The sequence below is a fragment of the Actinophytocola sp. genome, assembly GCF_045807065.1.
In the GTDB taxonomy this organism is placed as follows: Bacteria; Actinomycetota; Actinomycetes; order Mycobacteriales; family Pseudonocardiaceae; genus Actinophytocola.
In genome coordinates, this window is sequence record NZ_JBJMIE010000383.1 from 1 (window position 1) to 23,775 (window position 23,775).

Genomic DNA, 23,775 nt, shown 5'->3' on the forward strand with positions numbered 1-23,775 from the left:
CGGCAAGGAGCCGAACAAGGGCGTCAACCCGGACGAGGTCGTCGCGGTCGGCGCGGCGCTGCAGGCCGGTGTCCTGAAGGGTGAGGTCAAGGACGTCCTGCTGCTGGACGTCACCCCGCTGTCGCTGGGCATCGAGACCAAGGGAGGCGTGTTCACCAAGCTCATCGAGCGGAACACGACCATCCCGACCAAGCGCTCGGAGATCTTCTCCACCGCGGACGACGGCCAGACCACGGTCGGCATCCAGGTCTTCCAGGGTGAGCGTGAGATCGCGGTGCACAACAAGAAGCTGGGCACCTTCGACCTGACGGGCATCCCGCCGGCACCGCGTGGCGTGCCGCAGATCGAGGTCACCTTCGACATCGACGCGAACGGCATCGTGCACGTGAGCGCGAAGGACCTCGGCACCGGCAAGGAGCAGTCGATGACCATCACCGGCGGCTCGGCGCTGCCGAAGGAGGACATCGACCGGATGGTCAAGGACGCGGAGGCGCACGCCGAGGAGGACAAGCGCCGCCGCGAGGAGGCCGAGACCCGCAACCAGGCCGAGACCCTCGTCTACCAGACGGAGAAGTTCGTCAAGGACAACGACGACAAGATCCCGGCCGAGGTCAAGGACAAGGTCAACGCCGCCATCCAGGACGCGCAGGAGTCGCTGAAGGGCACCGACGTCGCGGCCATCAAGACCGCGATGGAGAAGCTCGCCACCGAGTCGCAGGCCATGGGTTCCGCGATCTACGCGCAGACCGGCGCGACGCAGGACGCCGGCGCCGGCGCGACGGGCGGTGAGCAGGCGCAGAGCGGCGCCGCGGGTGCCGAGGACGTCGTTGACGCCGAGATCGTGGACGAGGACAAGAAGTGACGTCCAAGCCCGACGGAGAGAACGCAGGTAACGGAGAGGAGCCGCGGGTCGTGGTGCGAGACCGGCGACGCATCGACCCCGACACCGGCGAGGTCCGGCCGCCAGCCCCGGAGACGGGGTTCGGCGCGCCGGAGCCCGAGCTGGCCTCGGCGCCGGAGGACGAGGTGCTGGAGGCCGTTCCGAGCCAGGAGGCCGAGCTGAAGGCGCAGCTGGATGAGCGGACCACCGACCTGCAGCGGTTGCAGGCGGAGTACGCCAACTACCGCAAGCGGATCGACCGCGACCGCGAGGTCGTGGTCAACACCGCCAAGGCCTCGGTGGCCACCGAGCTGCTGTCCGTGCTCGACGACATCGACCGGGCGGCCCAGCACGGTGACCTGACCGGAGCCTTCAAGTCGGTGGCGGACAAGCTCGTCGCGACACTGGAACGGACCGGGCTGGAACCCTTCGGGCACGAGGGCGAGGCGTTCGACCCCGCCGTGCACGAGGCCGTCCAGCACGACACGTCGCCGGACGTGTCCGAGCCGACGGTGACCGCGGAGCTGCGCCGCGGCTACCGCTTCGGCGACCGGGTGGTGCGGGCCGCGCTGGTCGCGGTCACCGACCACGAGCCGGCCGCCCCCGCCAGTCCCGCCACCGAACCGGCCGACGAGCCGGTCGAGGCGGAGATCGTCGAGGGCTCGGTCGAGGAGGAGTCGACGGGGTTCCCCAGCAAGGACTGGTACGACCCCAACAACCCGGACGGCGCGGCCGACAAGGACTGAACAGGGAGGAGGGGACGTCCGGTGAGTGCGAGGGACTGGATCGACAAGGACTTCTACCGCGAGTTGGGCGTCTCGTCCGACGCCAGCGACGCGGAGATCAAGAAGGCGTACCGGAAGCTCGCCCGCGAGCTGCACCCGGACGCCAACCCGGGCAACACCCAGGCGGAGGCGCGGTTCAAGGCCGTGTCCGAGGCCTACGGCGTGCTCGGTGACCAGGAGAAGCGCAAGCAGTACGACGAGGCCCGCCGGCTGTTCGGCTCCGGCGGGTTCCGTCCAGGCGGCTTCGGTGGCTTCGGCACGGGTGGTGGCGGCGGCGGATCGTTCGACTTCAGCGACCTGTTCGGTGGGCAGCAGCCGGCCGGCGCGGGTGCGGCGGGCGGCGGCATCAGCGACCTGCTCGGCAACCTGTTCGGCCGCCGCGGCGGCACCCAGACAGCGGCCAACCGGCCGCGGCGGGGTGCCGACGTGGAGACCGAGGTGCGGATCGACTTCGTGGAGGCGGTGAAGGGCGCGACCGTCCCGTTGCGCCTGTCCAGCCCGTCCACGTGCGACACGTGCAAGGGCACCGGCGCCAAGCCGGGCACCACGCCGCGCACGTGTCCCACGTGTGCCGGCGCCGGCCTGGTCAGCCGCTCGCAGGGCGCGTTCGCGTTCAGCGAGCCGTGCCGCGACTGCCGCGGGACGGGCCGGATCGTCGACGACCCGTGCCCGGAGTGCGGTGGCGACGGCGTGAGCACGAAGTCCCGCACGCTGACCGTCCGGATCCCGGCGGGCGTCGACGACGACCAGCGGATCCGCCTGGCGGGTCAGGGCGAGCCGGGGTCGGGCACCGGCCACGCGGGCGACCTGTACGTCCGCGTGCACGTGACCCCGCACCCGGTGTTCGGCCGGTCGGGCAACGATCTGACGCTGAAGGTCCCCGTGACCTTCACCGAGCTGGCGCTGGGCACCACACTCGAGGTGCCGACGCTGGACGGCAAGGTGGCGCTGCGCGTGCCGCCGGGCACGTCCAGTGGACGGGTCCTCCGGGTGCGCGGCAAGGGAATCGCGCGCAAGGACGGCCAGACCGGCGACCTGCTGGTGACCCTGCAGGTGGCGGTCCCGGCCAAGTTGGACGACTCGGCGAAGGCCGCGCTGGAGGCGTACGCCGCCACGACCACCGGCCAGGACCCGCGGCCGGAGCTGACCGCGATGCTGGAGAAACGGAGCTAGGCGATGACGGGATTCCCGTTTCCCCCGGGCGCCGACGAGGACACCCCGGTCTTCGTGATCTCGGTGGCCGCGGAGCTGTCGGGCCTGCACGCCCAGACCCTGCGCGGCTACGACCGCATGGGCCTGGTGTCACCCGGCCGGACGTCGGGCGGCGGCCGCCGGTACTCGATGCGGGACATCGCCCTGCTGCGCGAGGTCCAGCGGCTGTCCCAGGAACAGGGCGTCAACCTGGCCGGCGTCAAACGCATCATCGAACTCGAACGCGAGGTCGACGCCCTGCGCGAACGCCTGGCCGAACTGACACAGGAACTGGCCGCGGTCCACGCCGCGGCCGAACAGGCCGCGGCCGCCATCCACCGTTCCTACCGGAACGAGCTGGTCCCGGTGTCCCGGCAAACCGCCCTGGTCGTCTGGAAACCCCGCAAGAAGTAGCAGCCGGTGGTACACGAGGGCCCGCGTTCGAGCGGGCCCTTCGGTGTTCCGTCGGTCTATGGCCAGTCCATGGGCGCGGCCAGCTGGGACATTGCTGGGTCGGGAAGCGTATTCACGTGTAGGTGCTCGACCAGCCGACCGCATGCTTCCTGAAGCGCTGCGGTGAGGCGGCGACAGGTGTCGGGATGGTCGACGACGAGCCGCAGCATGTCGCCGCCTATCCGATGTTCGCCGAGGACGATCTCGACGACATCGTCCGAGGGGTGTAGGTCGATGCTGACGGGACAGTTGCGGTATACGCGGGTGTACTGGTCTGTACGGAGGTAGCTCATATTTTCACAGTCCTCTGGGATCTTGCAATGTGCAAGTAGTGTTGTGATGAAAATTTGCAGATCACCTACTTGGGCGAACGATGACTAATTTTCATGACACGTAAGCTGGCTCCGTCATCCCGCCGCAGCAAGGAGGGGCTTAGTGCCTGACTACGTGCCCGACATGCGGATGAGGCGCATCGCACGAACACTGCTTCATTGGCGCGAAAGCCGGGGCATCAATGGCACCGACATCGCAAAGCAGGCCGGATGGTCCGCGTCCAAGCAGAGCCGCTTGGAGAACGCGATCCAGCCGGCTCAGCCGTCTGAGGTCATCACGCTCGCACTCCTCTACGGAGTACCCGAAGCCGAACGTGATGCTGTGTTCAACTCGTGCGTCGCAGCTCAGCAGAAGGGCTGGTGGGACGAGATCAGCGAGGAAGCACTGGTCGCGGACTTGGTCGACTACTTCGAGTTCGAGTCCGAAGCCACCACTGTGCGTACCTTCAAGATCGACCTGGTCCCCGGACTGATGCAAACCGCGGGCTACGCAGCCGCGATCGAATCCGCAGGCCTCCCGCAGGTATCGGCAGAGGTGGTACGCGAACGGGTCGAGGCGCGCATCAAGCGGCAGGAGCGGCTCAACGGGGAGAAACAGATCAACATTCAGGCCGTGCTCACCGAGGGTGCGCTTCGAAGCCAGGTCGGCGGCCCCGAGGTGATGCGGGAACAGTTGGATCGGTTGGTTGAGATCTCGACGTTGCCGAATGTGGATCTGCGGGTGATCGCGGCGACAGGCGCTTATCCCGCGATGGGTAGTCCGTTCAGCATCCTGTCGTTCGCACACGCCTATCCGGACGTTGGTTACGTCGAGCTGATCAACGAAGGTGTGTACATCGAGGAACCCGAGGTTCTTGAGCGTTACGAGGTGAATTTCACTGGTCTGAAGGCGGTGGCATTGGACCCGCGCCGATCACGTAACCTCATCGCGAAGATCGCGAAGAGTTTGACCTGACCGAGGGGAACCACGTTTCCATGTCCGACCTGGCCCAGGCCGTGTGGCGCAAGAGCAGTCGCAGCGGCAGTGCCAACGAGTGTGTCGAGGTCGCCTTCGGGGCCGGTGTCACCGCGTTGCGTGACTCGAAGAATCCAGACGGCGGTGTCCTCATCCTGCCGTCGAGTGCTTGGCATGCGTTTCAATCCAAGACCGCGTCGGATCGCTAGGACCGTCCACCGTAGCGCTCCGCGGCCTGCTTCTGTTGGCCACCCGTGCGGACAATGTGGTCAGTCCACTGTGAACGGGTCGTAGATGATTCGGTCCAGGGAGGTGCCCGCCACGAGCATCCTGGACACCGTGGACCGGACCATTCCCGGCGAGCCCGAGACCAGCACGTCGTGGTCGGGCCAGGCGCCGTAGCGGGTTACGGCGTCGGCGAGGGTGCCGTACTCCACGTTGGGCAGGGTGGACTCCGTCTCCAGGACCGGCACCACGTGCAGCCACGGGTTGCTCGCCGCGATCGCCTGGAGGTTCTCCAGGTCGTACAGATCGGGCTGCACGCGGGCGCCGTAGAACAGGGTGACCCTCGGGTTCTCGCCCCACTGGGACAGGTGGTCGATGATCGAGCGCATCGGGGCCACGCCCGTGCCGCCGGCGATCATCAGGATGTTGCGGCCCGACTCGCGGTCCGCGGCCAGGCGGCCCATGGGTGGGCCGATGCGCCACACGTCACCGAGCTCGCCGTGGGCGACGATCGCTCTCGAGACCCAGCCGCCCTCCACCGAGCGGACGTGGAACTCCAGCAGGCCGTCCTCGCGTGGCGCGGTGGCCGGGGTGAGGTAGCGCCACATCCGCGGGCGTTGGGGGACCTCGACGCTGACGTACTGGCCGGGGTGGTACGGCACGAGGTAGTCGGGCTGTACCCGGATCACGGCCAGGTCCCTGGTCAGGCGGTGCCGTTCCACGACCGTGCCGTTCCACCAGGCCGGGCCGTCCTCCGAGTTCGACGCCTCCAGCATGGCTCTGGCCATGATCGTGTAGGCCTCGGCCCACGCTCGTTCCACGTCGTCGGTCCACGCTGGACCGGCGTAGGCCTTCACGCTGGACAGCAGGGCCATCCCGACCGACTCGTAGTGCTGGGTCACCACGCCGAACTTGCGGTGGTCGCGACCGAGCTGCCGCAGGAACGGCAGCAGGTCGTCCGGGCGGTCGACCATCTGCACTATGTGGACCAGGGCGCGGAGCAGCCGCGAACGCTGCACCTCCATGTTGACCGGGAACATCTCACGCGTCACCGGTGCGATGCTGAACAGCGTGGCGTAGAACAGCTCCGAGACCTTGTCGGCGCGCGGCTCAGCCACCGCCCAGCTCTCGCGTACCAGGCGCACCATGGTCGCGACGGGGCCATCGTTCGTCGCGGAGCCCTCCTGGCTCGGGAATGAGCTCACTACGGCATTCGCTGTCATGGTCGGGACACAGTCCACCCTCTCGGCGTACGGGCTCGACGTCCGTCGCCATGGTCGTCGCCCCCGACAGCAGGACGATAGACGGAAACTTCCGAGTTGTCCGCCCTCCTGCCACTTTCGTGTGAGGCGCCACTACGCAAAGTTGTCGCTTTCGGACGATCAGGCGACATGCCGGGTGACAAGGCTCGCATTTACCTCGCCGTTATGAAACTGTGTCCGCCGTGCGTCCTGACATGGTGACTCCCACCGGCGTTGCCGATCCCGCCCTGCTGGACCTGGAGTTCGCTGAACCCCCGCCGGAGGCCATGCCGCAGCCCGCAGTGACGGTGCCACCACCGTCAGTAGATCAACCCACGATCGAAATTCACCCGATCGGCTTAACAGCGAACTTACCCGGCTGCGCCGGCGAACACCTGCTCCAACAGACCTACGGCAGCGCCGACCGGGCCGAACGCTTCTACCGCGACCAGGTACTCGACCACCTCAACCCCGAGATGATCGAGTTCGTCGGCCGCATGGAGATGGCGTTCGTCGGCACGTCCGACGCCGGCGGCGCCTGCGACTCCAGCTTCCGCGCCGGCCCGCCCGGCTTCCTGCACGTCCTCGACCCCCGGCGGATCGCCTACCCCGAGTACCGCGGCAACGGCGTCCTCGCGAGCCTCGGAAACATCAGCGAGAACCCGCACGTCGCCCTCCTGATGATCGACTTCGTGCGGGACTTCATCGGGCTGCACGTCAACGGGCGAGCCAGCATCATCGACGACGGCGAGTTGCGTGCCGCGCACCCGGGGCTGCCCGCCGCCCAGGAGCGGGGCCGCATCCCCGAGCGGTGGGTCGTCGTGCACGTCGTGGAGACTTACGTCCACTGCCGCAAGCACATCCCGCGGCTGCAGCTCGTTCCGCGTGAGCGCGTCTGGGGCACCGACGACATGAAGCGCAAGGGCGGCGACTACTTCAACGTGCGTAGTCGTCAGGTGTCCGGCCGCTACTGAACGTTCACCCGGGTGGCGGTAGCGCCCGGTCGACCGGTCTTACAGAACGCATCTTGCACCACCGCCTGTGGATGGGCACCTGGGGATTGTGGACAACCAGGTGCCTCTTGTGGACAACCCTGCTAGGACATGTGAGTGAGAGCGAACCCAGCCGTCGTGACCTTGTGTTGACGGTGGTCGAGCCGCCTCGAGGGCTCGTCCACCCGACTTGCTGAACACACCCCGGGTTGAGCGGAACACACTCAACTTTGCTGACGTTGTGCATAGTGAGTACGACCATCAGACGAGGGGACCCATGGACGCTTTCAACCCGACGACGAAGACACAGCAGGCCATCTCGGCGGCGGCCCAGGCCGCGACCGTGGCCGGCAACCCGGACGTGAAGCCGGTGCACCTCCTCGGCGCGCTGCTCGCGCAGGGCGACGGTCTGACCGCGCCCCTGCTGTCAGCCGTCGGGGCGGACCCGAACGTCGTCCGCAAGGAACTGGACCAGCTGGCCAACTCGCTGCCGTCCGCGACCGGGTCCACCGTGTCCGCGCCGCAGCTCGACGGCGATGCGCTGCGCTCGGTCACACACGCTCAGAAGCTTGCCACGGAGATGGGTGACGAGTTCGTCTCCACCGAGCACCTCCTGGTCGGCCTCGCCGCCCAGGGCGGTCCGGTGGCCCAGCTGCTGAACCGCCACGGCGCGACCCCGGACGCCTTGCGCGAGGCGTTCGCCAAGGTCCGCGGCTCCGCGCGGGTCACCAGCCCGGACCCGGAGTCGACCTACACGGCGCTGGAGAAGTACGGCCTCGACCTGACCGAGCGGGCCCGCAAGGGCGACCTCGACCCGGTCATCGGCCGCGACGCCGAGATCCGCCGGGTCGTGCAGGTGCTGTCCCGGCGCACCAAGAACAACCCGGTGCTCATCGGTGAGCCCGGCGTCGGCAAGACCGCGATCGTCGAGGGCCTCGCCCAGCGGATCGTGGCCGGTGACGTGCCCGAGTCGCTGCGCGGCAAGCGCGTCGTGGCCCTGGACCTCGGGGCCATGGTCGCCGGTGCCAAGTTCCGCGGTGAGTTCGAGGAGCGGCTGAAGGCCGTCCTCAAGGAGATCACCGAGTCGGCCGGCCAGGTCATCACGTTCATCGACGAGCTGCACACCATCGTGGGTGCCGGCGCGACCGGCGAGGGCGCGATGGACGCCGGCAACATGATCAAGCCGATGCTCGCCCGCGGTGAGCTGCGCATGGTCGGTGCCACGACGCTCGACGAGTACCGCCAGCACATCGAGAAGGACGCCGCGCTGGAGCGGCGCTTCCAGCAGGTGCTGGTCGGCGAGCCGTCCGTCGAGGACACCGTCGCCATCCTGCGCGGGCTCAAGGAGCGGTACGAGGTGCACCACGGTGTGCGGATCACCGACTCCGCGCTGGTCGCCGCGTCCACGCTGTCCGACCGGTACATCACCGCGCGCTTCCTGCCGGACAAGGCCATCGACCTGGTCGACGAGGCCGCGTCCCGGCTGCGCATGGAGATCGACTCCCGGCCCGTCGAGATCGACGAGGTCGAGCGGGCCGTCCGGCGCCTGGAGATCGAGGAGATGGCGCTGGAGAAGGAGGACGACCCCGCTTCGATGCAGCGGCTGGCCGCCCTGCGCGCCGAGCTGGCCGAGAAGCGGGAGACGCTGACCGCGCTGACCGCCCGCTGGCAGAACGAGAAGGGCGCCATCGAGAAGGTCCGCGACCTCAAGGAGCAGCTGGAGCAGCTGCGCGGCGAGTCGGAGCGGGCCGAGCGCGACGGTGACCTGGGCCGTGCCGCCGAGCTGCGGTACGGGCGCATCCCGGCACTGGAGAAGGAGTTGGAGGCAGCGACCGCCACGGCGGAGCGTGCCGAGGAGCAGGCCATGCTCAAGGAGGAGGTCGGCCCGGACGACGTCGCCGACGTCGTGTCCGCGTGGACCGGCATCCCCGCCGGCCGGCTGCTCGAAGGCGAGACCGCGAAGCTGCTGCGCATGGAGGACGCGCTGGCCGAGCGGGTGGTCGGCCAGGCCGAGGCGGTGCGTGTGGTGTCGGACGCGGTCCGCCGGGCCCGTGCCGGCGTCGCCGACCCGGACCGCCCGACCGGCTCGTTCCTGTTCCTGGGCCCGACCGGTGTCGGCAAGACCGAGCTGGCCAAGGCGCTCGCCGAGTTCCTGTTCGACGACGAGCGGGCCATGGTCCGCATCGACATGTCCGAGTACTCGGAGAAGCACTCGGTCGCGCGGCTGGTCGGCGCCCCGCCGGGGTACGTCGGCTACGACCAGGGCGGCCAGCTGACCGAGGCCGTGCGGCGGCGCCCGTACAGCGTGGTGCTGCTGGACGAGGTCGAGAAGGCCCACCCGGACGTGTTCGACGTGCTGCTGCAGGTCCTCGACGACGGCCGGCTGACCGACGGCCAGGGCCGCACGGCCGACTTCCGCAACACGATCCTGGTGCTGACCTCGAACCTCGGCTCGCAGGTCATCGCCGACGTGACCCTCGACGAGCAGGGCCGCAAGGACGCCGTGCTGTCGGTGGTGCAGCGCCACTTCAAGCCGGAGTTCCTGAACCGGCTCGACGACGTGGTGGTGTTCCACGCGCTCGCGACCGAGGAGCTGACCCAGATCGTCGACATCCAGGTCGCCGCGCTGAGCCGCCGGCTGGCCGCCCGCCGGCTCAAGCTGGACGTGAGCCTCGGCGCCCGGGAGTGGCTGGCGCTCAACGGGTTCGACCCGGTGTACGGGGCAAGGCCGCTGCGCCGGCTGGTGTCCTCGGCCATCGGTGATCAGCTCGCGAAGGCCCTGCTGTCCGGCGAGATCAGTGACGGCGACACGGTCCGCGTGGACGTCGCGCCGGACAACTCGGCACTGATCGTGGGCCGCGCCCTGTAAAGGCTGTAACACGGAAGTGGCGCCCTCCCCCTGGAGTGGCGCCGCTTCCGTGTTCAACTGCCTCGCCGCCGCTCGGCGGTTCGCGGGCCTGTTCGGTGTCTTCCTCCCTGCGCTGCTCACTCAGTCCAGACACCTGCGGCCCGCGCAGGGCTACTGGCACGCCTCGCTTCGCTCAGTGGCAGTCCACGACCTCCTGCTCCGCGAGCGGCGGTTGCGGCGTGCCACGCACGTGCTGGTCGAAGAACCAGTTCACGTACTCGCGGGTGATGGCCTGGGTGCGTGCCGCGCTGGTGGTCGCGCCGAAGTCGACGCCGATCTCGTCGCCGAAGAGCCCGATGTCGGTGAACGACGCGTGCTGTGTGCCGGCCACCTCGATCCAGCGTTTCCAGCCGGTCATCTGGGCCCAGTCCCGCTCCCACGTGTCGTTCCCCGGTGCGCAGATGGTGACCGCGTCGTGCTGGTGGCTCACGAACATGAACGGCCGGGACAGCCCTGGCGCGGTCAGCGGGGCGAACGTGCTGCCGTCGATGTCGATCCCCGCCTTGACGCGGGAGTCGGCCACCATGGTCGGGATGGTGCTCGCCCCGCCGACCGAGTGGCCGGCCATGCCGATCCGCTTCGGGTCGATGAGGCCGGCCCACTTCTTCGAGTGCGTCAGCTCGTTCAGCACGAACGACACGTCGGCCGCCCGGCCCAGCTCCAGTTTCTGCCAGAACGCCGGGTCGTGCTCCACGTCACACGAGGCACACCCCGCGAAGTGCCCGTCGGGGAAGCTCGTGCCGGCGTTCTCGTAGGTGTGGCCGACCACCGCGACGACGTACCCGTGGCTCGCCAGGTCCTCGGCCAGCGCGGACAGCGTGGCGCGGGGGTGGGTGTAGCCGGGCGAGAGCACGACCAGCGGCAGGTCGTGCCCGGCCGGTCGGGCGTCCGCCACCGAGTTGGTCACCATCGTGGCCAGGATGTCCGGCGGGACGTCGATTCCGCTGTCCGTGAGCAGGGCCGTCGACTCCTCCGGTGTCATGTACCGCGTCTTCGGTCCGTTGGCCGAGGCCGTCGGGTAGAAGAGCGAGACCATCAGCTCCCGGTAGGGCACCGAGGGCACCCACGGATCGGGCCGCGAGGTGTCCTTCAGGTACACCGACGTGCTGCCCACTGGCTTGTCGCCGGTCGGAGCCGGCAGGTACGGCGTCGAGGTCCGCGCGAAGGCGACCTCCGGGTACCGCGAGGACGGCCGTGCCAGCAACGGCTCGGCCTTCCCACGCAGGTGCTGGTCGAAGAACGCCCGCACGTACGCCGCCGTGATGGCCTGGCCGCGGACCGCCGGCGTGGTCGCGCCGAAGTCGAGGCCGAGCTGCTCACCCACCAACCCGAGGTCGGTGAACGACTGGTGCACCATGCCGGCCACGGTGAGCCAGCGCTTCCACCCGGTCAGCTGCTGCCAGTCGCGGTCCCAGGTGTCGGACTCGACCCCGGTGCCCGGGGCGTACAGGCTCTGCCGGCCCATGAACATGAACGGCCGGGACAGCCCGGGTGCGGTCAGCGGGACGTCGTTGGTGCCGTCGATGTCGATCCCGGCCGTCACCCGGGCATCGGCCACCATCGTGGCGATCGCGCTCGACCCACCGACCGAGTGGCCGGCCATGCCGATGCGGTTCGGGTCGATGAGGCCGGCCCACTTCTTCGCGTGCGTCAGCTCGTCCAACACGAACGAGACGTCCGCGGCCCGGCCCTGCGTCAGCTTCCGCCAGAAGGCCTCGTTGTAGCTGCCGCAGGCCGCGCAGCCGGTGACCCGGCCGTCGGGGAACGTGGTGGCCACGTTCTCGTAGGTGTGGTCGACCAGCACGACGAGGTAGCCGTGGCTGGCCAGCTCCTCGGACAGCGAGGTCAGCTCGGCCCGCGACCGCTTGAAGCCGGGCGACAGGACGACCACCGGCAGGTCATGCCCGACCGGTCGTGCGTCGACCACGGCGTCCGTCCGGACGGTGGTCATCACCGCTGGGTCGATCCCCGTGATGCCGGCCTCCGCGAAGAGGGCTTGTGCCTCCGCCTCGGTCATGAACTGCTTCTTCGGCCCGTGCGTCGAGGTCGTCGGGTAGAAGAGCGACACCATCAGCTCCCGGTACGGCACCGACGACACCCACGGGTCGGGGCGCGAGGTGTCCTTCAGGTACAGGGACGTGGTGCCCACCGGCTGGTCACCGGTCGGTCTCGCCAACGCGAGGGAGGCGTCCGCCGCGGCCGGCGCCGACCACAGGGTCAGCGCCAGCGCGGTGACGGACAGCAGGGCTGTCGTCCTCATCCGATGAACGTCACTTCCGGGTAGGCGGGCGACGGCGCGCTCATCAGCGGCTGCGGCTGGCAGCGCAGGTTCTGGTCGAAGAAGGCGCGGATGTAGGCCCGGGTGATGTCGATGGCGCGGTTCGCGTCGATGGTGTTGCCGAGCGGGACGCCCAGCTGAGCGGCGAGGGGGCCGAGGTCGGTGAACGACGAGTGGGCCGTGCCCGACACCATGATCCAGCGCTTCCACCCGGTCAGGTGCTGCCAGTCGATCTCCCAGTCGTCATAGGGGTTCTGGGTGCCCGGGTGGTACTCGTCCATCGTGCCCATGAACATGAACGGCCGGGACAGCGTCGTGGCACCGGTCATCGGGGCGTGCTGGGAACCGTCGATGTTCGCGCCGGCGCGGATCCTGGGGTCGGCGAGCATCACGTGCGTGACGGCGGCGCCACCGGCCGAGTGGCCGGTCATGCCGATCCGCCTCGGGTCGATGAGCGAGCTGCCGCGCCACTTCGGGTGCCGGCCGACCAGCTCGTCCAGCACGAACGACGTGTCCGCCGTGTGGACCTCGTAGTACTTCGGCCAGAAGGTGGCCTCGTCGTCGTCGAACGCGCAGGCGGCGCACTCGGTGAGGTGGCCGTCGGGGAACGTCTGGGCGCGGTTCTCGTAGGTGTGGTCGATCACCGCCACGGCGTAACCGTGGCTGGCCAGGTCCTCGGCCCAGGTGGTGAGCGTGGCACGGGGCTGGGTCCAGCCCGGTGACAGCACGATCAGCGGCAGGCTGTGCTGGCGGCCCACCGGCTTCGCGTCGACGACGGCGTGCGTCTGGACCGTGCTGAAGACGTCGAGCGACAGGCCGGGGATGTTCTGCCGGACGAGGTTGAGCTCCGACTCCTGCGGTGTCATGTACTGCTTGGTCGGCCCGTTCGACGAGTTCGTCGGGTAGAAGACGGACACCATCAGCTCCCGGTAGGGCACGGACGGCACCCACGGGTCGGGCCGGGAGGTGTCCTTCAGCCAGAGCGAGGTGACGCCGACCGGCTGGTGGCCGGTGGGAGTGGGTAAGGCGAGCGTCGTCGGGTCCGCGGCGGCGGGCGACGCGGTCAGGACTGCGGCGGTGAGTGCGATGTTGGTCAGTGCGGTGGCAACCGCGAGTGTGCGCATGATTCCCCCTGTGGAATCTCAGGAAAGGTGACGGAGTCGACGGAAGCAGAGCCAGGTGAGCAGTGCGGACAGCGCGAGGAAGAACGCCAGCTCGATCCACTGCAGCGCCCAGAACCGATAGCCGGGCTGGTAGGTGATCCGCTGGTGGTAGCCGCGCTCACCCAGCTGCGCCATGCACGCCTGCATGCCGCCGGGGGGCGGGGCGACGCCTGGGCCGCCCTTGGGGTTCTCACCCGGTCTCGGCACGCAGTCCTGCACGAAGTCGGGTAGCGGGGAGACCACGTTGCCGGCCGAGTCCACGGTCTCGTCGGCCAGCACCCAGGCGCCGGCCGGCTCGGCCACGATGAGCCCTTCGAGCACGCCCGAGTTGTCCCCGTGGATCCCCATGACGGTGTCGCCCGTGATCGCGACCGTCTCTTCCAGCGCCGGTAGGAAGTACGGGCGGACCAGGAACGGGACCGCCAGCATCACTGCGAGGAGCGCGACGAGGGTGACGGCCATGGCGAGCACGGTGCGGCGCAGCAGGATCCCGCACGCGACACCGAGGACGAACGAGAACGCCGCGTAGCCGATGGGCGCGACGCCGCGGGCGGCGAACACCACCGGCGACATCCAGTTCAGCATGCCGCGATCCGTCTGCTGGTTCGCCACGGCGTCGATGGGGCTGGCCCACCAGGTGACCGCCAGGCTCAGCAGCCCCGCCGCGACCATGGCGGCCAGCACGCCGACGGCGACCTTGGCGGCGAGCCAGTGCCTGCGCGTGACGGTCTGGTTCCAGATGAGGCTGTGCGTGCCGCCCTCCAGCTCGCGGGTGATCATGGGCACGCCCCAGAACACGCCGATGACCGCCGGCAGCAGGTACATCAGGAGCGCGGTCCCGCCGTAGAGGAAGTCCTGGTCGGAGAAGTCCGTCTGCCCGACCAGCTCGGGACCGGTGACCGCGAGGACCACCCCGATCGCGGCGAGCCCGACGAACACCGACAGCGCCGGGACGCGGAACTGGCGCCAGGTCAACCAGGTCATCGGAGTACCTCCAGTGCGGGACGGGTGATGACCGGGTTGCTCATGTACTCGAGGACGACGTCCTCCAGGCTGGGCTGGCCGATCGTCCACGCCGGGTCGAGGATCGGCGCCTCGGTCCGGATGAACACCGTCGTCTGCCGGTCGGTGTGCTTCGCCGAGATGACCTGCTGGTCCGACGGCAGGGTCTCGACGTCGCGGCGCGGTCCGGTCAGCCGGTGGTGCGTGGCGATCAGCTCCTCGACGTCCCCGGCGATCCGCACCTTCGAGTCCACCAGCACGATCAGCTGGTCGCAGACCCGTTCCAGGTCGTTGACCAGGTGGGAGGACAGCACGACGGACAGCCCGTGCTCGGCGACCGCCTCCATCAGGTCCTGCAGGAACTCCCGCCGCGCGAGCGGGTCGAGCGCGGCGACCGGCTCGTCGAGCAGCAGCAGTTCGGGCCGCTTGGCGATGCCGATCGTGAGTGCGAGCTGGGCGCGCTGGCCGCCGGACAGCTTGCCGGCGTGCTGTTTCGGGTCCAACCCGAGCCGTCTGATCCGTTGGTCGGCGAGCGCGTTGTCCCAGTTCGGGTTGAGCCGGGCGCCGAGCTGGAGGTGGTCCTGAACGGACAGGTTCGGGTAGACCGGCGTGTTCTGCGCGACGTAGCCGACCTTGGCCAGCTGCTCGGCGCCGCTGCCCGGCGTGCCGCCGCAGACCTCGATCGTGCCGGTGGTCGGCTCGAGCATGCCGGACGCGATGTTCAGCAGCGTCGACTTGCCGGCGCCGTTCGGGCCGACGAGCCCGGTGACGTGTCCGGCCTCGATGTCGAGCGTGCAGTCGGTCAACGCCCATCGGCGCTTGTACTTCTTGCCCAGCCCTTGGGCACGTAGGACTGTCACGCTATGTCCTCTCTTGCGGCGTCGCGAAACGTGGACATCAACAGGGCCTCGATCGACTCCTCGTCGAGGCCGGCCTTGCGGGCCTTGGCGAGCCACCGCCGCAGGTCCTGCCGCAGCGGCGCGATCACGGCGAACGACGAGCCGTTGAGCGTCGCCGTCACGAACGTGCCGACCCCGGGCCGGGCCGCGACGAGCCCGTCGTGCTCCAGCTCGCGATAGGCCTTGAGCACGGTGTTCGGGTTGATGGCGAGGCTCGCCACCACGTCCTTGACCTTGGGCAGCTGGTCGCCCTTGTTGAGCAGTCCCAGCCGCAACGCATGCCGGACCTGTTGGACGATCTGCTGGTACGGCGACAGGCCCGAGTTGCCGTCCAGGTGGAACTCGATCACCATTCACCTCCATTTATCTAGGTAACTAGCACTATAGGACTACAGCGCTGATGTGCGCCAGGGGGATGACACACGGGGCGGTGATCTTGGCTACGACGTCCTGATGACTACGCTGTGCGGGGTGGGCATACCGGCATGGGTGTGGTTCGTGGTGGCGGTCGTCGCCGGGCTGGCCGGCGCCGCGTTGTTGCTTCGTGACCGCGCCCGCCTGACCTCGCGGAACCGGGAGCGACGGCACTGGGCGGCCTTGCGCGGTTGGCAGTACGCCGACAGCGACCACCTGCTCCCGACGCAGTGGAGCGGCGGCGCGATCGCGTTCCACGGCGGCGGCGTGGCCAGGGACGTGGTCGCCGGGTCGACGTTCACCGCGGACGGCCGCCGCAAGGTGTACGTGTTCGACCTCGAGACGAACGGGCGGATCAGCACCGTGATCGCGGCCGTGCAGTGCCGCCGGGTGCATCCGGCGACCATCGAGCTGTGGCTGCCGAGCGCGCCGTTCCAGCGGGACACCATGCCCGAGCTGCTCGGCCCGGTCGGACAGCGGTACGCGTTCGTCTCCGACATCAACGCCGCCCGCGGCCTGATCACCCCGGACCTGGTGGACGCCACCGAGGAGATCGGCGCGGACATCCCGGTCGCGTGGATCGAGGCGGGCTGGGTGCTGGCGAGCGTCGCACCGCACGCGTCGCCGTCCCGGCTGGAGCGGCTGCTGCGGGGCATCGGCGAGATCGCGGACGTGATCGACCCCTTCGACGCCGAGGTCGACCCCGTCGGCGAGAACGAGCAGCCAACCGGCCGCCACGGGGAACGCCGGGATTAACGTTGGCGGCATGCCAACCGCACTTGTCACGGGAGCCACTGCCGGGATCGGCGCCGCCTTCGCCAGGAAGCTCGCCGCCGAGGGGTACGACCTGGTGATCGTGGCCCGGACCAGGGACCGCCTGAAGGAGGTCGCGGCCGAGCTGTCGGACCGGCACGGCGTCACGGTCACGCCGATGACCGCGGACCTGTCCACCGGCCGGGCCCGCAAGCGGGTCGAGGACCGGCTGGCCGACACCGAGCAACCCATCGACCTGCTGGTCAACAACGCGGGCTTCGGCACCCGGGGCGCGTTCGCGCAGACGGACGTCGACCTGCTGCAGTCACAGCTGGACGTCAACGTCACCACGGTGTTGCGGCTGACCAGGGCGGCGCTGCCGGGCATGCTGGCGCGCCGCTTCGGCGGGATCGTGAACGTGTCGAGCGTCGCCGGCTTCTTCCCCGGGACCGGCCCGACCTACGCGGCCTCGAAGGCCTGGGTGACCACGTTCTCCGAAGGCATGGCCGCGAGCCTGGCCGGCAGCGGCGTGCGGGTCATCGCCCTGTGCCCGGGCTTCACCAGGACCGAGTTCCACGCGCGGGCCGGCGACGACACCTCCGCCCTGCCCGACGCCCTGTGGCTCGACGCGGACCGCGTGGTCGCGGACTGCCTGCGCGACCTGCGGCGCGGCCGCCCGCGTTCGGTTCCCGGTTTCGCCTACAAGGCCATCACCGCCGTGCCACGATTGCTGCCACGAGCGCTGATGCGCCGCATGGAGGCACGCGTCGCGAGTGGACGGGATCGCACCTGATGGGTTTCTGGGTAGTGGCGGTCGTCGTCGTCCTGCTCGTCGCCGCTGCCCTCTACCTCTCCCACCAGGCGCACAAGAAGAAGGTCGCCGAGTTCACCGCCTACGCCAACCGGCGGGGCTGGCAGTACGCGGAGCGGGACGACGCGCTGGTGGAGCGCTTCGACGGGCAGCCCTTCGGTACCGGCCACGGCCGGCGGGCCCACCACGTGCTGCGTGGCCGGCACCGCGACCGGGACGCGCTGGCGTTCGAGTACGTCTACAAGGAGACCACCGGCTCCGGCGACGACCGCAAGACCGAGACGTACTACTTCACCGTGGTCGCGCTGAGCACGCCCGCTTTCCGCCCGAAGCTGGAGATCACGCGGGAGGGGCTGGGGCGCAAGCTCCTGGGCTTCGTCGGCATCCGCGACCTGCAGCTGGAGAGCGAGGAGTTCAACAGGACCTTCTTCATCAAGGCCGAGGACGACAAGTTCGCCTACGACATCCTGCATCCCAGGATGATGGAGTGGATGCTGGGCGACGAGCGGGCCAGGAACATGCCGTTCCGCTTCGAGCGGAGCCACCTGGTGACGTGGGACTCCGGGCGCATCCATCTGTCCACAGTGGAGCACCTGCTGGAGTACGTGTGCGACGTCATGGACCGCACCCCGTCCTTCGTGTGGAAATAGCTGCGGTCCGACCAGCGAAGTGCGAAGCTGACCCGCATGACGCAGTCCCCCGGGTGGTACCCCGAACAGCCGGGCTCCACGGTGCTCCGTTGGTGGGACGGAACGCAGTGGACCCAACACACACAGCAGGCGCCGCCGCAGCAACCCCGCAGCGACGCGAGTGCCTTCGAGTTCGAGGTCGGTCGCGGCCCCTCGCCCGACAAGGTCAGGGAGCAGACCCGCAGGGCCGGTGTCGGTCAGGTCGGCCACGGCGGCGGCACGCTGTTCAGCGAGCCCGTCCTGGTCGTGAACCAGAAGGCCAAGCTCATCGAGATGGCCAACGAGTACTCGGTCTTCGACCAGCACGGCCGCCAGATCGGCTCGGTGGCCGAGATCGGGCAGAACGCGTTCAAGAAGGCGCTGCGGTTCTTCACCAGCTACGACCAGTTCCTGACGCACCGCCTCGAGGTGCGGGACGCCAACCACCAGCCGGTGCTGTACCTGACCCGGCCCGCGAAGGTGTTCAAGTCCCGCGTGATCGTGCAGCGGCCGGACGGGTCCGAGATCGGGCAGATCCAGCAGGACAACATGATCGGCAAGATCCGCTTCTCGTACCTGGTCGGCGGCCAGCCGATCGGCGGGATCCAGGCCGAGAACTGGCGCGCGTGGAACTTCGCCATCCTCGACCACACGGGCGCCGAGATCGCCCGCATCACGAAGACCTGGGAAGGCTTCGCGAAGACGATGTTCACCACGGCGGACAACTACGTCGTGCAGATCCACCGGCCACTGCAGGACCCGCTCGCCAGCATGGTGGTCGCGTCCGCGCTGACCGTGGACACCGCCCTCAAGCAGGACGAACGCGGCTTCGGATGAGCCGACCGCGTGTGACTTCGTCGGTGCGCCATGAGAAGGTGTGGATCCGTGCGCACCCTTGACCTCTCCGCGAAGGGCGAACTGGCCCGCCTGGTCACCGAACTCGCCGTCGTACACGGACGCGTCACGCTCGCGTCCGGCAAGGAAGCCGACTACTACGTCGACCTCCGCCGTGCGACCCTCCACCACGCCGCGGCGCCGCTCATCGGCCGGCTGCTGCGCCAGCTCACCGCCGACTGGGACTACTGCGCCGCCGGTGGCCTCACCCTCGGCGCCGACCCGGTGGCCTGCGCGATGATGCACGCGGCCGCGGCGGCCGGCGAGGTGCTCGACGTGTTCGTGGTCCGCAAGGAGGCCAAGGCACACGGCATGCAGCGCCGCATCGAGGGCATCGAGGTCGCCGGCCAGCCGGTGCTCGCCGTCGAGGACACCTCCACCACCGGTGGCAGCGTGCTCAAGGCGGTCGACGCGCTGACCGAGGCCGGCGCCCGCGTCATCGGCGTCGCGACGGTCGTCGACCGGGACACCGGCGCGCGTGAGGCGATCGAGGCGCGAGGCCTCCCGTACCGCTACCTGCTGGACAAGGAAGACCTCGGTTTGTGAGTTGCTCCACGGGACGGCCGGCCGCGGTATAGCCTCGGTCCCGTGACCGCGGTACTGATCATCCTGGTGGTAGTGGTGGCGATCCTCGTGATCGCCGTCGGCGCGTTCATCTCGATGTACAACAGGTTCGCGCGGCAGCGGAACACCATCGAGGAGTCGTGGCGGCAGATCGACGTCGAGCTGCAGCGGCGGCACGACCTCATCGGCAACCTCGTCGAGGTCACCAAGGCGTCGGCGCGGTTCGAACAGCAGACGCTGGCGCAGGTCGTCTCGGCCCGCACACAGGCGGTCGCCGCGCACGGCGCCGGCCCCGCCGTGCAGGGTCATGCCGAGCAGGCGCTCAACGGCGCGCTGTCGAACTTCTTCGCGGTCGCCGAGCAGTACCCGGACCTGAAGACGAACCAGAACTACCTGCAGCTCCAACAGCAGATGGTCGAGACCGAGGACCGCGTCGCGGCGGGCCGGCGGTTCTACAACGGGAACGTGCGGGCCTACAACACCCGCTTCGACACGTTCCCGTCGAGCATGGTCGCGAACTTCGGCAAGTTCCAGAAGAAGGAGTACTACGAGGTCGACGACCCGAAGGTGCGGGCCGCGCCCACCCTGGCCGGTGCCTTCGACCAGGTGACGCCGACCCCGCCGATCGGAATCCAACCGCCGCCGAACCCACCGGCGCAGACGTAGATTTTCCGTTAGCGTGGCGGCATGGCGGGGTTATTAACCGACGTCACGGTGGGTGTGCACTTCGCGGCGCTGCTGTACATCGGTCTAGGGGGGTTCCTGGCCTGGCGCTGGCCGAGGTCCGTCTTCGTGCACGTGTTCTTCGCGGCGTGGGGCGTGATCGTCAACGTGACGCCGCTCCAGTGCCCGCTGACCGCTCTGGAAAACTGGTTCCGCGGGATGCAGGGGCTCGGACCGTTGCCGGGCGGATTCAACGAGTACTACATCTACGGCTCGATCGTCCCGCGCGGGCTGTTGCCGGTCGTCGGTGTCGGGGCGATCGTGGTCGTGATCGTGTCGTACGTGGGAGCGTGGAAGCGGTGGCCGAGGAGGAGCCCGGTCCAACCGAGTGGGAGTTCGGCGAGCCCGTCGGTGTAGGGCCCTGGCCCGGTGAGTGGCCTGTCGACCCGCGCTACGACCCGGTGCTATTGGCCGAGGGCGACCGGCGCAACGTGGTCGACGCGTACCGGTACTGGCGTCGTGACGCGGTGGTCGCCGACCTGGACGCGCGGCGGCACGACTTCCACGTCGCCATCGAGAACTTCCAGCACGACCACAACATCGGGACCGTTGTGCGGACCGCCAACGCGTTCGCCGCCCGTGCCGTGCACATCGTGGGTCGCCGGCGGTGGAACCGGCGGGGAGCCATGGTCACTGATCGTTACCAGCATGTGCACCACCATGTGGATATGGGGTCGTTGCTGTCCTTTGCTGATGGGGCTGGGTTGGCGGTGGTGGCTGTGGACAACACGCCCGGCGCGAAGCGGTTGGAGACGGTGTCCCTGCCTCGGCGGTGTGTGTTGGTGTTCGGGCAGGAGGGGCCTGGGTTGACCGGGGATGCTCGTGAGCGGGCTGATCAGGTTGTGTCTATCGCGCAGTTCGGGTCTACTCGGTCGATCAATGCTGGGGTTGCCGCGGGGATCGTGATGCATGCCTGGGTGCGCGAGCATGCGGATCTCTCTGCGGCTTGGTAGTCGTGCTGGTTGGGCTGGTGCTTGGGTGCTTGGTGGTGCTGGTGTTGGGCTGGTGTTGGTCTTTGATCGCCGGCTTTGGTTGTGGGTGGTGGCCTTCGTCCTCGGGGTTTGGTGGCTCTGCTTTTGGTTGTGTGCTGGGGTTTGGTGGGTTTGGTGGTGCGCGCTGCGTCCTAGGTGTTCGGTGGTGGTGGCGGGATTGTACGGGCGGCGACTCACGCCTCAAGGGCGCCTTCGGCGTCGGGCTTCGCCCGATGACGGCCTGGCGGCCGTCACCCTTGACCCGCGAGCCTCCGCCGCCCTGGGCAGGCCCTTTCGGGGGCAGGCTGGCGCCTGCCTGCCTTGCCCCCGCCACCACCACCGAACTGCCTTGGGGGGAGGTCTGTTTCGCCGCTTTGGCCACGGGGTCTGGGTCCGGCTCGGTCACTTTGGGCACGGGGCTTGGGTCGGCTCCGTCACCTTGGCGACAGGGCTTGGGTCGCCTTCGCCACCTCGGCCACGGGGCTTGGGTCGCCTACGTCACCTTGGCAACTGAGCTTGGGCGCGTTCGTCACCTTGGTCGTCGTTGTTCCCTGGTCGGTGGCCTCCCAGCTCCCACCTTTGCGCAACAGCTCATTCCCCAGCGTCCCCCGGCCGGCCCTGGTAAGGCGGCTGACCGAGAGCCGGCCTACCCCCAGAAAGGCCGGCTCCCGGTCAGCGATGTGTTTCCAGCTCTCGTTCCACCGCTGGTTCGTCGCGGAGGATTTGTTGGTGTAGGTCGGACATCTGGGGTGGGATCTTCATGCCCAGTTCGACCAGGCGTTCGCAGCAGCGGCGGTAGACGGCAAGGGCTTCGGCCTGGCGGCCGGCGGTGGCCAGGGCCTGCATGGTCAGGGTGGCGACGGCGGTGTCTTCCGGGCGGTTGCGGAACAGGCGCATCAGGTCCGGGAGGCGGTGGACCGCCCGGCCCAGGCGGAAGTCCACGCGGATGAGGGTCATCTCCGCGCGGCGCCTTTCCTCCAGGAGTGTTTGGCGGCAGGTGTCGATCCGGTGGCCGGACAGGCCGGCCAGTGGTTCGCCGGCGCACAGGGTCAGTGCCTCGCGTAGGCGGGTGGCCGCCGTTTGGTCGTCCAGTTGGTCGACCTCGGTAAGCAGGGTGCTCAGGCAGTGGCGGTCGACCTGGTCCGGCGCGATGTTCAGGCGGCACACGCGGTCGCGGTTGACGAGGGCGCCGCGCAGGCCCAGTTGGGTGAGCCGGTTACGGAAGTCGCCCATGTAGCGGCCCAGGTCGTCCGGGGCGCTGGTGGGGGAGCCGTCCCACATCCAGTCCGACAGCTCCAGATAGGACACCGGGCGTCGGATGCTCAGCAGGAGCGGGACCACCATGCGGCGCTCCTTTTCCGTGCCGAGGCCGAGCCGGGTGTCGCCGTGGACCGCGCGGACCGGGCCGTAGAGGTGAAACATGACAGTTTTGGTAGAAAGAAAGCTGACCTCTTTCGCCATCTCTCACCTTCGGTTTTTATTGACACATGGACGGCCAATTGGAGAACTGGATTCGGGCGCACGCCACCTTCGCCAAGAGCAGCTTCAGCGAGGGCGGTGACTGCGTGGAGGTGACGAGAACCGAGGTCATCGGCGTGCGGAACTCCAACGATCCCGACGGTCCGGTGCTGCTGTTCACCCGGCGAGGGTGGGAAGCGTTCGCCGACGGAATGCTGGCCGGGGATTAGGGGCCGTTTCCGGGCGCGCGTCCGTCGTTTACCTAGACCGGACCGTTGCGGACGTCATCGACAATGCTGCTCAGGAATTCCTGTGCATCTGCATCGAACAATGCCGCCTTCCGAAGCAACGACCAACGCGAGCGGTAGATCTCCAGGTACTCCGGCGCGGCCACCCGCACGTCGGCGTGAATGGTCTCGACGGTCACCCACGACTGCCGCTGCTCGTCCTCGTACATCACGAAGGCGTGCGTGCTGAGCGTGAGGGCCTCCGCACTCCACGGGATCAGTCCGACCGACACGTTCTCGAGCGAGCTGATCGACGCGATGCGGTCCAGCTGTTGCAACAAGAGCTGGACGGGACCCGGCCGCCAGCGCAGCGCCGCCTCGGTGATCAGGAACTCGAACTCGCGGTCCGTGTCGTAGAGCGCCAGCTGGCGCTGCAGCCTGCTCGCGAGCTCAGCCGCCGGGTCGCTCTCCGCGTACTGCCGGTGGAACATGGCGATCACGCGACGCGCGTACTCCGCGATCTGGAGCAGCCCCGGCACCACGGACGGCTGGAACACTGCGATACGCGTCGCCGTGGACTCCTGGTCCTGTACGCCGTCCTGCAGATTGCCTCGTCGCAGCGCCGCCCCCCACGGGTGCACCTCGCTGTACGCCGCCTCGGTCAATGCCGTCAGCCGCCCCTGCGTCTCGACGGACACTCCCAGCTCCTTTCCCCAGGCCGTGACTTCCGGAAGGGACGGGACGACAGTGCCCGACTCGATCCGGGACACCTTCGACTGGCTGATGCCGATGCGCTGCGCGAGATCACGGCCGGACACACCGGCGATGTCGCGCAGGCGGCGTAGCTCCCCCGCCAACCGCTCCCTTCCGGTCGGCGGCGGCCCCAACCCACCCGAGGCGTCGATCAAAGCTGTGAACCCTCCCGTCATCCGAGGACCGGGGATGAACCGAGCTGATTCGATCTGATGCAAATCAGATCAGTTTTGTC

At 68.9% G+C, this 23,775-nt stretch carries 26 protein-coding genes and 1 pseudogene; 18 read left to right on the plus strand and 9 right to left on the minus strand.

Annotated features, from left to right (window positions below):
- From ACJ73U_RS22170 to ACJ73U_RS22200, 7 genes are all read left to right on the plus strand, one after another.
- The coding region (locus ACJ73U_RS22170; RefSeq protein WP_407779597.1) for an Hsp70 family protein at positions 1-862 on the plus strand (862 nt) is incomplete at its 5' end.
- Positions 859-1,626, plus strand: coding sequence for a nucleotide exchange factor GrpE (grpE, locus tag ACJ73U_RS22175; protein WP_407779598.1), 768 nt, complete (start codon positions 859-861; stop codon positions 1,624-1,626). The genes ACJ73U_RS22170 and grpE, both read left to right, overlap by 4 nt.
- A 21-nt stretch (positions 1,627-1,647) precedes the next feature.
- The gene (dnaJ, locus tag ACJ73U_RS22180; protein WP_407779599.1) at positions 1,648-2,838 is read left to right on the plus strand and encodes a molecular chaperone DnaJ; all 1,191 of its coding nucleotides are present in this window, start codon (positions 1,648-1,650) and stop codon (positions 2,836-2,838) included.
- Positions 2,839-2,841: 3 nt separating this feature from the next.
- On the plus strand, positions 2,842-3,270 hold the full coding sequence (locus ACJ73U_RS22185; RefSeq protein WP_407779600.1) for a heat shock protein transcriptional repressor HspR: 429 nt from the start codon (positions 2,842-2,844) through the stop codon (positions 3,268-3,270).
- Positions 3,271-3,392: 122 nt separating this feature from the next.
- Positions 3,393-3,539, plus strand: a complete 147-nt coding sequence (locus ACJ73U_RS22190) for a hypothetical protein (RefSeq protein WP_407779601.1) — start codon at positions 3,393-3,395, stop codon at positions 3,537-3,539.
- 205 nt (positions 3,540-3,744) lie between these two features.
- Positions 3,745-4,596: a helix-turn-helix domain-containing protein gene (locus ACJ73U_RS22195; protein ID WP_407779602.1), complete on the plus strand. Its 852-nt coding sequence runs from the start codon at positions 3,745-3,747 to the stop codon at positions 4,594-4,596.
- A 20-nt stretch (positions 4,597-4,616) separates the two neighbouring features.
- On the plus strand, positions 4,617-4,805 hold the full coding sequence (locus tag ACJ73U_RS22200; RefSeq protein WP_407779603.1) for a DUF397 domain-containing protein: 189 nt from the start codon (positions 4,617-4,619) through the stop codon (positions 4,803-4,805).
- A 60-nt stretch (positions 4,806-4,865) separates the two neighbouring features.
- Here the strand turns inward: ACJ73U_RS22200 and ACJ73U_RS22205 are convergent, their stop codons facing one another.
- A complete protein-coding gene (locus tag ACJ73U_RS22205; RefSeq protein ID WP_407779604.1) occupies positions 4,866-5,969 on the minus strand; it encodes an FAD-binding oxidoreductase in 1,104 nt (367 codons plus the stop codon).
- Positions 5,970-6,277: 308 nt separating this feature from the next.
- Between ACJ73U_RS22205 and ACJ73U_RS22210 the strand changes: the two genes are divergently transcribed.
- Both ACJ73U_RS22210 and clpB read left to right on the plus strand, forming a co-directional pair.
- On the plus strand, positions 6,278-7,036 hold the full coding sequence (locus tag ACJ73U_RS22210; RefSeq protein WP_407779605.1) for a pyridoxamine 5'-phosphate oxidase family protein: 759 nt from the start codon (positions 6,278-6,280) through the stop codon (positions 7,034-7,036).
- Positions 7,037-7,331: 295 nt separating this feature from the next.
- A complete protein-coding gene (gene clpB, locus ACJ73U_RS22215) occupies positions 7,332-9,923 on the plus strand; it encodes an ATP-dependent chaperone ClpB (protein ID WP_407779606.1) in 2,592 nt (863 codons plus the stop codon).
- Positions 9,924-10,095: 172 nt separating this feature from the next.
- On the opposite strand, the gene ACJ73U_RS22220 is transcribed toward clpB, so the two are convergent.
- Genes ACJ73U_RS22220 through ACJ73U_RS22240 form a run of 5 tightly spaced genes read right to left on the minus strand, consistent with a single transcriptional unit; the run spans position 10,096 to position 15,654 of the window.
- Positions 10,096-12,222 carry an alpha/beta hydrolase family protein gene (locus ACJ73U_RS22220; RefSeq protein WP_407779607.1) on the minus strand — a complete coding sequence of 709 codons (2,127 nt, stop codon included), beginning with the start codon at positions 12,220-12,222 and terminating at the stop codon, positions 10,096-10,098.
- Positions 12,219-13,364, minus strand: coding sequence for an alpha/beta hydrolase family protein (locus ACJ73U_RS22225; protein WP_407779608.1), 1,146 nt, complete (start codon positions 13,362-13,364; stop codon positions 12,219-12,221). The genes ACJ73U_RS22220 and ACJ73U_RS22225 overlap by 4 nt, the downstream gene beginning before the upstream one ends.
- Positions 13,365-13,382: 18 nt before the next feature.
- Complete coding sequence (locus ACJ73U_RS22230) at positions 13,383-14,387, minus strand: transporter (protein ID WP_407779609.1); 1,005 nt, start codon at positions 14,385-14,387, stop codon at positions 13,383-13,385.
- Entirely contained in the window at positions 14,384-15,265 is an 882-nt protein-coding gene (locus ACJ73U_RS22235) for an ABC transporter ATP-binding protein (protein WP_407779610.1), read from the minus strand. Before ACJ73U_RS22235 ends, ACJ73U_RS22230 begins: the two co-directional genes overlap by 4 nt.
- Positions 15,262-15,654, minus strand: coding sequence for a GntR family transcriptional regulator (locus ACJ73U_RS22240; protein ID WP_407779611.1), 393 nt, complete (start codon positions 15,652-15,654; stop codon positions 15,262-15,264). Before ACJ73U_RS22240 ends, ACJ73U_RS22235 begins: the two co-directional genes overlap by 4 nt.
- A 121-nt stretch (positions 15,655-15,775) precedes the next feature.
- Between ACJ73U_RS22240 and ACJ73U_RS22245 the strand changes: the two genes are divergently transcribed.
- Genes ACJ73U_RS22245 through ACJ73U_RS22280 form a run of 8 tightly spaced genes read left to right on the plus strand, consistent with a single transcriptional unit; the run spans position 15,776 to position 21,084 of the window.
- A complete protein-coding gene (locus ACJ73U_RS22245) occupies positions 15,776-16,474 on the plus strand; it encodes a hypothetical protein (protein WP_407779628.1) in 699 nt (232 codons plus the stop codon).
- A 10-nt stretch (positions 16,475-16,484) separates the two neighbouring features.
- Positions 16,485-17,264: an SDR family NAD(P)-dependent oxidoreductase gene (locus tag ACJ73U_RS22250; RefSeq protein ID WP_407779612.1), complete on the plus strand. Its 780-nt coding sequence runs from the start codon at positions 16,485-16,487 to the stop codon at positions 17,262-17,264.
- On the plus strand, positions 17,264-17,932 hold the full coding sequence (locus ACJ73U_RS22255) for a hypothetical protein (protein WP_407779613.1): 669 nt from the start codon (positions 17,264-17,266) through the stop codon (positions 17,930-17,932). The genes ACJ73U_RS22250 and ACJ73U_RS22255 overlap by 1 nt, the downstream gene beginning before the upstream one ends.
- 36 nt (positions 17,933-17,968) lie before the next feature.
- Positions 17,969-18,787, plus strand: a complete 819-nt coding sequence (locus ACJ73U_RS22260; RefSeq protein ID WP_407779614.1) for a phospholipid scramblase-related protein — start codon at positions 17,969-17,971, stop codon at positions 18,785-18,787.
- Positions 18,788-18,835: 48 nt separating this feature from the next.
- Positions 18,836-19,390 carry an orotate phosphoribosyltransferase gene (gene pyrE, locus ACJ73U_RS22265; RefSeq protein WP_407779615.1) on the plus strand — a complete coding sequence of 185 codons (555 nt, stop codon included), beginning with the start codon at positions 18,836-18,838 and terminating at the stop codon, positions 19,388-19,390.
- A gap of 42 nt (positions 19,391-19,432) precedes the next feature.
- Positions 19,433-20,074: a LemA family protein gene (locus ACJ73U_RS22270; RefSeq protein WP_407779616.1), complete on the plus strand. Its 642-nt coding sequence runs from the start codon at positions 19,433-19,435 to the stop codon at positions 20,072-20,074.
- A 21-nt stretch (positions 20,075-20,095) separates the two neighbouring features.
- Positions 20,096-20,488 carry a DUF2784 domain-containing protein gene (locus ACJ73U_RS22275; RefSeq protein ID WP_407779617.1) on the plus strand — a complete coding sequence of 131 codons (393 nt, stop codon included), beginning with the start codon at positions 20,096-20,098 and terminating at the stop codon, positions 20,486-20,488.
- A complete protein-coding gene (locus ACJ73U_RS22280; RefSeq protein WP_407779618.1) occupies positions 20,431-21,084 on the plus strand; it encodes a TrmH family RNA methyltransferase in 654 nt (217 codons plus the stop codon). The genes ACJ73U_RS22275 and ACJ73U_RS22280 overlap by 58 nt, the downstream gene beginning before the upstream one ends.
- 690 nt (positions 21,085-21,774) lie before the next feature.
- Here the strand turns inward: ACJ73U_RS22280 and ACJ73U_RS22285 are convergent.
- Positions 21,775-22,524 carry a BTAD domain-containing putative transcriptional regulator gene (locus tag ACJ73U_RS22285; RefSeq protein ID WP_407779619.1) on the minus strand — a complete coding sequence of 250 codons (750 nt, stop codon included), beginning with the start codon at positions 22,522-22,524 and terminating at the stop codon, positions 21,775-21,777.
- Between the two features lie 65 nt (positions 22,525-22,589).
- Here ACJ73U_RS22285 and ACJ73U_RS22290 point away from each other — a divergent pair, with 65 nt between their 5' ends.
- Complete coding sequence (locus ACJ73U_RS22290; protein ID WP_407779620.1) at positions 22,590-22,790, plus strand: DUF397 domain-containing protein; 201 nt, start codon at positions 22,590-22,592, stop codon at positions 22,788-22,790.
- A gap of 32 nt (positions 22,791-22,822) precedes the next feature.
- Here the strand turns inward: ACJ73U_RS22290 and ACJ73U_RS22295 are convergent, their stop codons facing one another.
- Together ACJ73U_RS22295 and ACJ73U_RS22300 are read right to left on the minus strand one after the other, a co-directional pair.
- Complete coding sequence (locus ACJ73U_RS22295) at positions 22,823-23,485, minus strand: DUF5753 domain-containing protein (protein ID WP_407779629.1); 663 nt, start codon at positions 23,483-23,485, stop codon at positions 22,823-22,825.
- A pseudogene (locus ACJ73U_RS22300) lies at positions 23,486-23,716 on the minus strand (helix-turn-helix domain-containing protein); the annotation flags it as partial. It abuts the gene before it with no gap.
- Between the last annotated feature and the right edge of the window lie 59 nt (positions 23,717-23,775).

What these genes read in the sequence shown, in the direction of transcription:
- ACJ73U_RS22185 (WP_407779600.1), top strand. Translation starts at nt 2,842, where the DNA reads ATGACGGGATTCCCGTTTCCCCCGGGCGCCGACGAGGACACCCCGGTC.
- ACJ73U_RS22200 (WP_407779603.1), top strand. Translation starts at nt 4,617, where the DNA reads ATGTCCGACCTGGCCCAGGCCGTGTGGCGCAAGAGCAGTCGCAGCGGC.
- ACJ73U_RS22205 (WP_407779604.1), bottom strand. Translation starts at nt 5,969, where the DNA reads ATGGTGCGCCTGGTACGCGAGAGCTGGGCGGTGGCTGAGCCGCGCGCC.
- ACJ73U_RS22210 (WP_407779605.1), top strand. Translation starts at nt 6,278, where the DNA reads ATGGTGACTCCCACCGGCGTTGCCGATCCCGCCCTGCTGGACCTGGAG.
- clpB (WP_407779606.1), top strand. Translation starts at nt 7,332, where the DNA reads ATGGACGCTTTCAACCCGACGACGAAGACACAGCAGGCCATCTCGGCG.
- ACJ73U_RS22220 (WP_407779607.1), bottom strand. Translation starts at nt 12,222, where the DNA reads ATGAGGACGACAGCCCTGCTGTCCGTCACCGCGCTGGCGCTGACCCTG.
- ACJ73U_RS22225 (WP_407779608.1), bottom strand. Translation starts at nt 13,364, where the DNA reads ATGCGCACACTCGCGGTTGCCACCGCACTGACCAACATCGCACTCACC.
- ACJ73U_RS22230 (WP_407779609.1), bottom strand. Translation starts at nt 14,387, where the DNA reads ATGACCTGGTTGACCTGGCGCCAGTTCCGCGTCCCGGCGCTGTCGGTG.
- ACJ73U_RS22250 (WP_407779612.1), top strand. Translation starts at nt 16,485, where the DNA reads ATGCCAACCGCACTTGTCACGGGAGCCACTGCCGGGATCGGCGCCGCC.
- ACJ73U_RS22255 (WP_407779613.1), top strand. Translation starts at nt 17,264, where the DNA reads ATGGGTTTCTGGGTAGTGGCGGTCGTCGTCGTCCTGCTCGTCGCCGCT.
- ACJ73U_RS22260 (WP_407779614.1), top strand. Translation starts at nt 17,969, where the DNA reads ATGACGCAGTCCCCCGGGTGGTACCCCGAACAGCCGGGCTCCACGGTG.
- ACJ73U_RS22275 (WP_407779617.1), top strand. Translation starts at nt 20,096, where the DNA reads ATGGCGGGGTTATTAACCGACGTCACGGTGGGTGTGCACTTCGCGGCG.
- ACJ73U_RS22285 (WP_407779619.1), bottom strand. Translation starts at nt 22,524, where the DNA reads ATGTTTCACCTCTACGGCCCGGTCCGCGCGGTCCACGGCGACACCCGG.
- ACJ73U_RS22290 (WP_407779620.1), top strand. Translation starts at nt 22,590, where the DNA reads ATGGACGGCCAATTGGAGAACTGGATTCGGGCGCACGCCACCTTCGCC.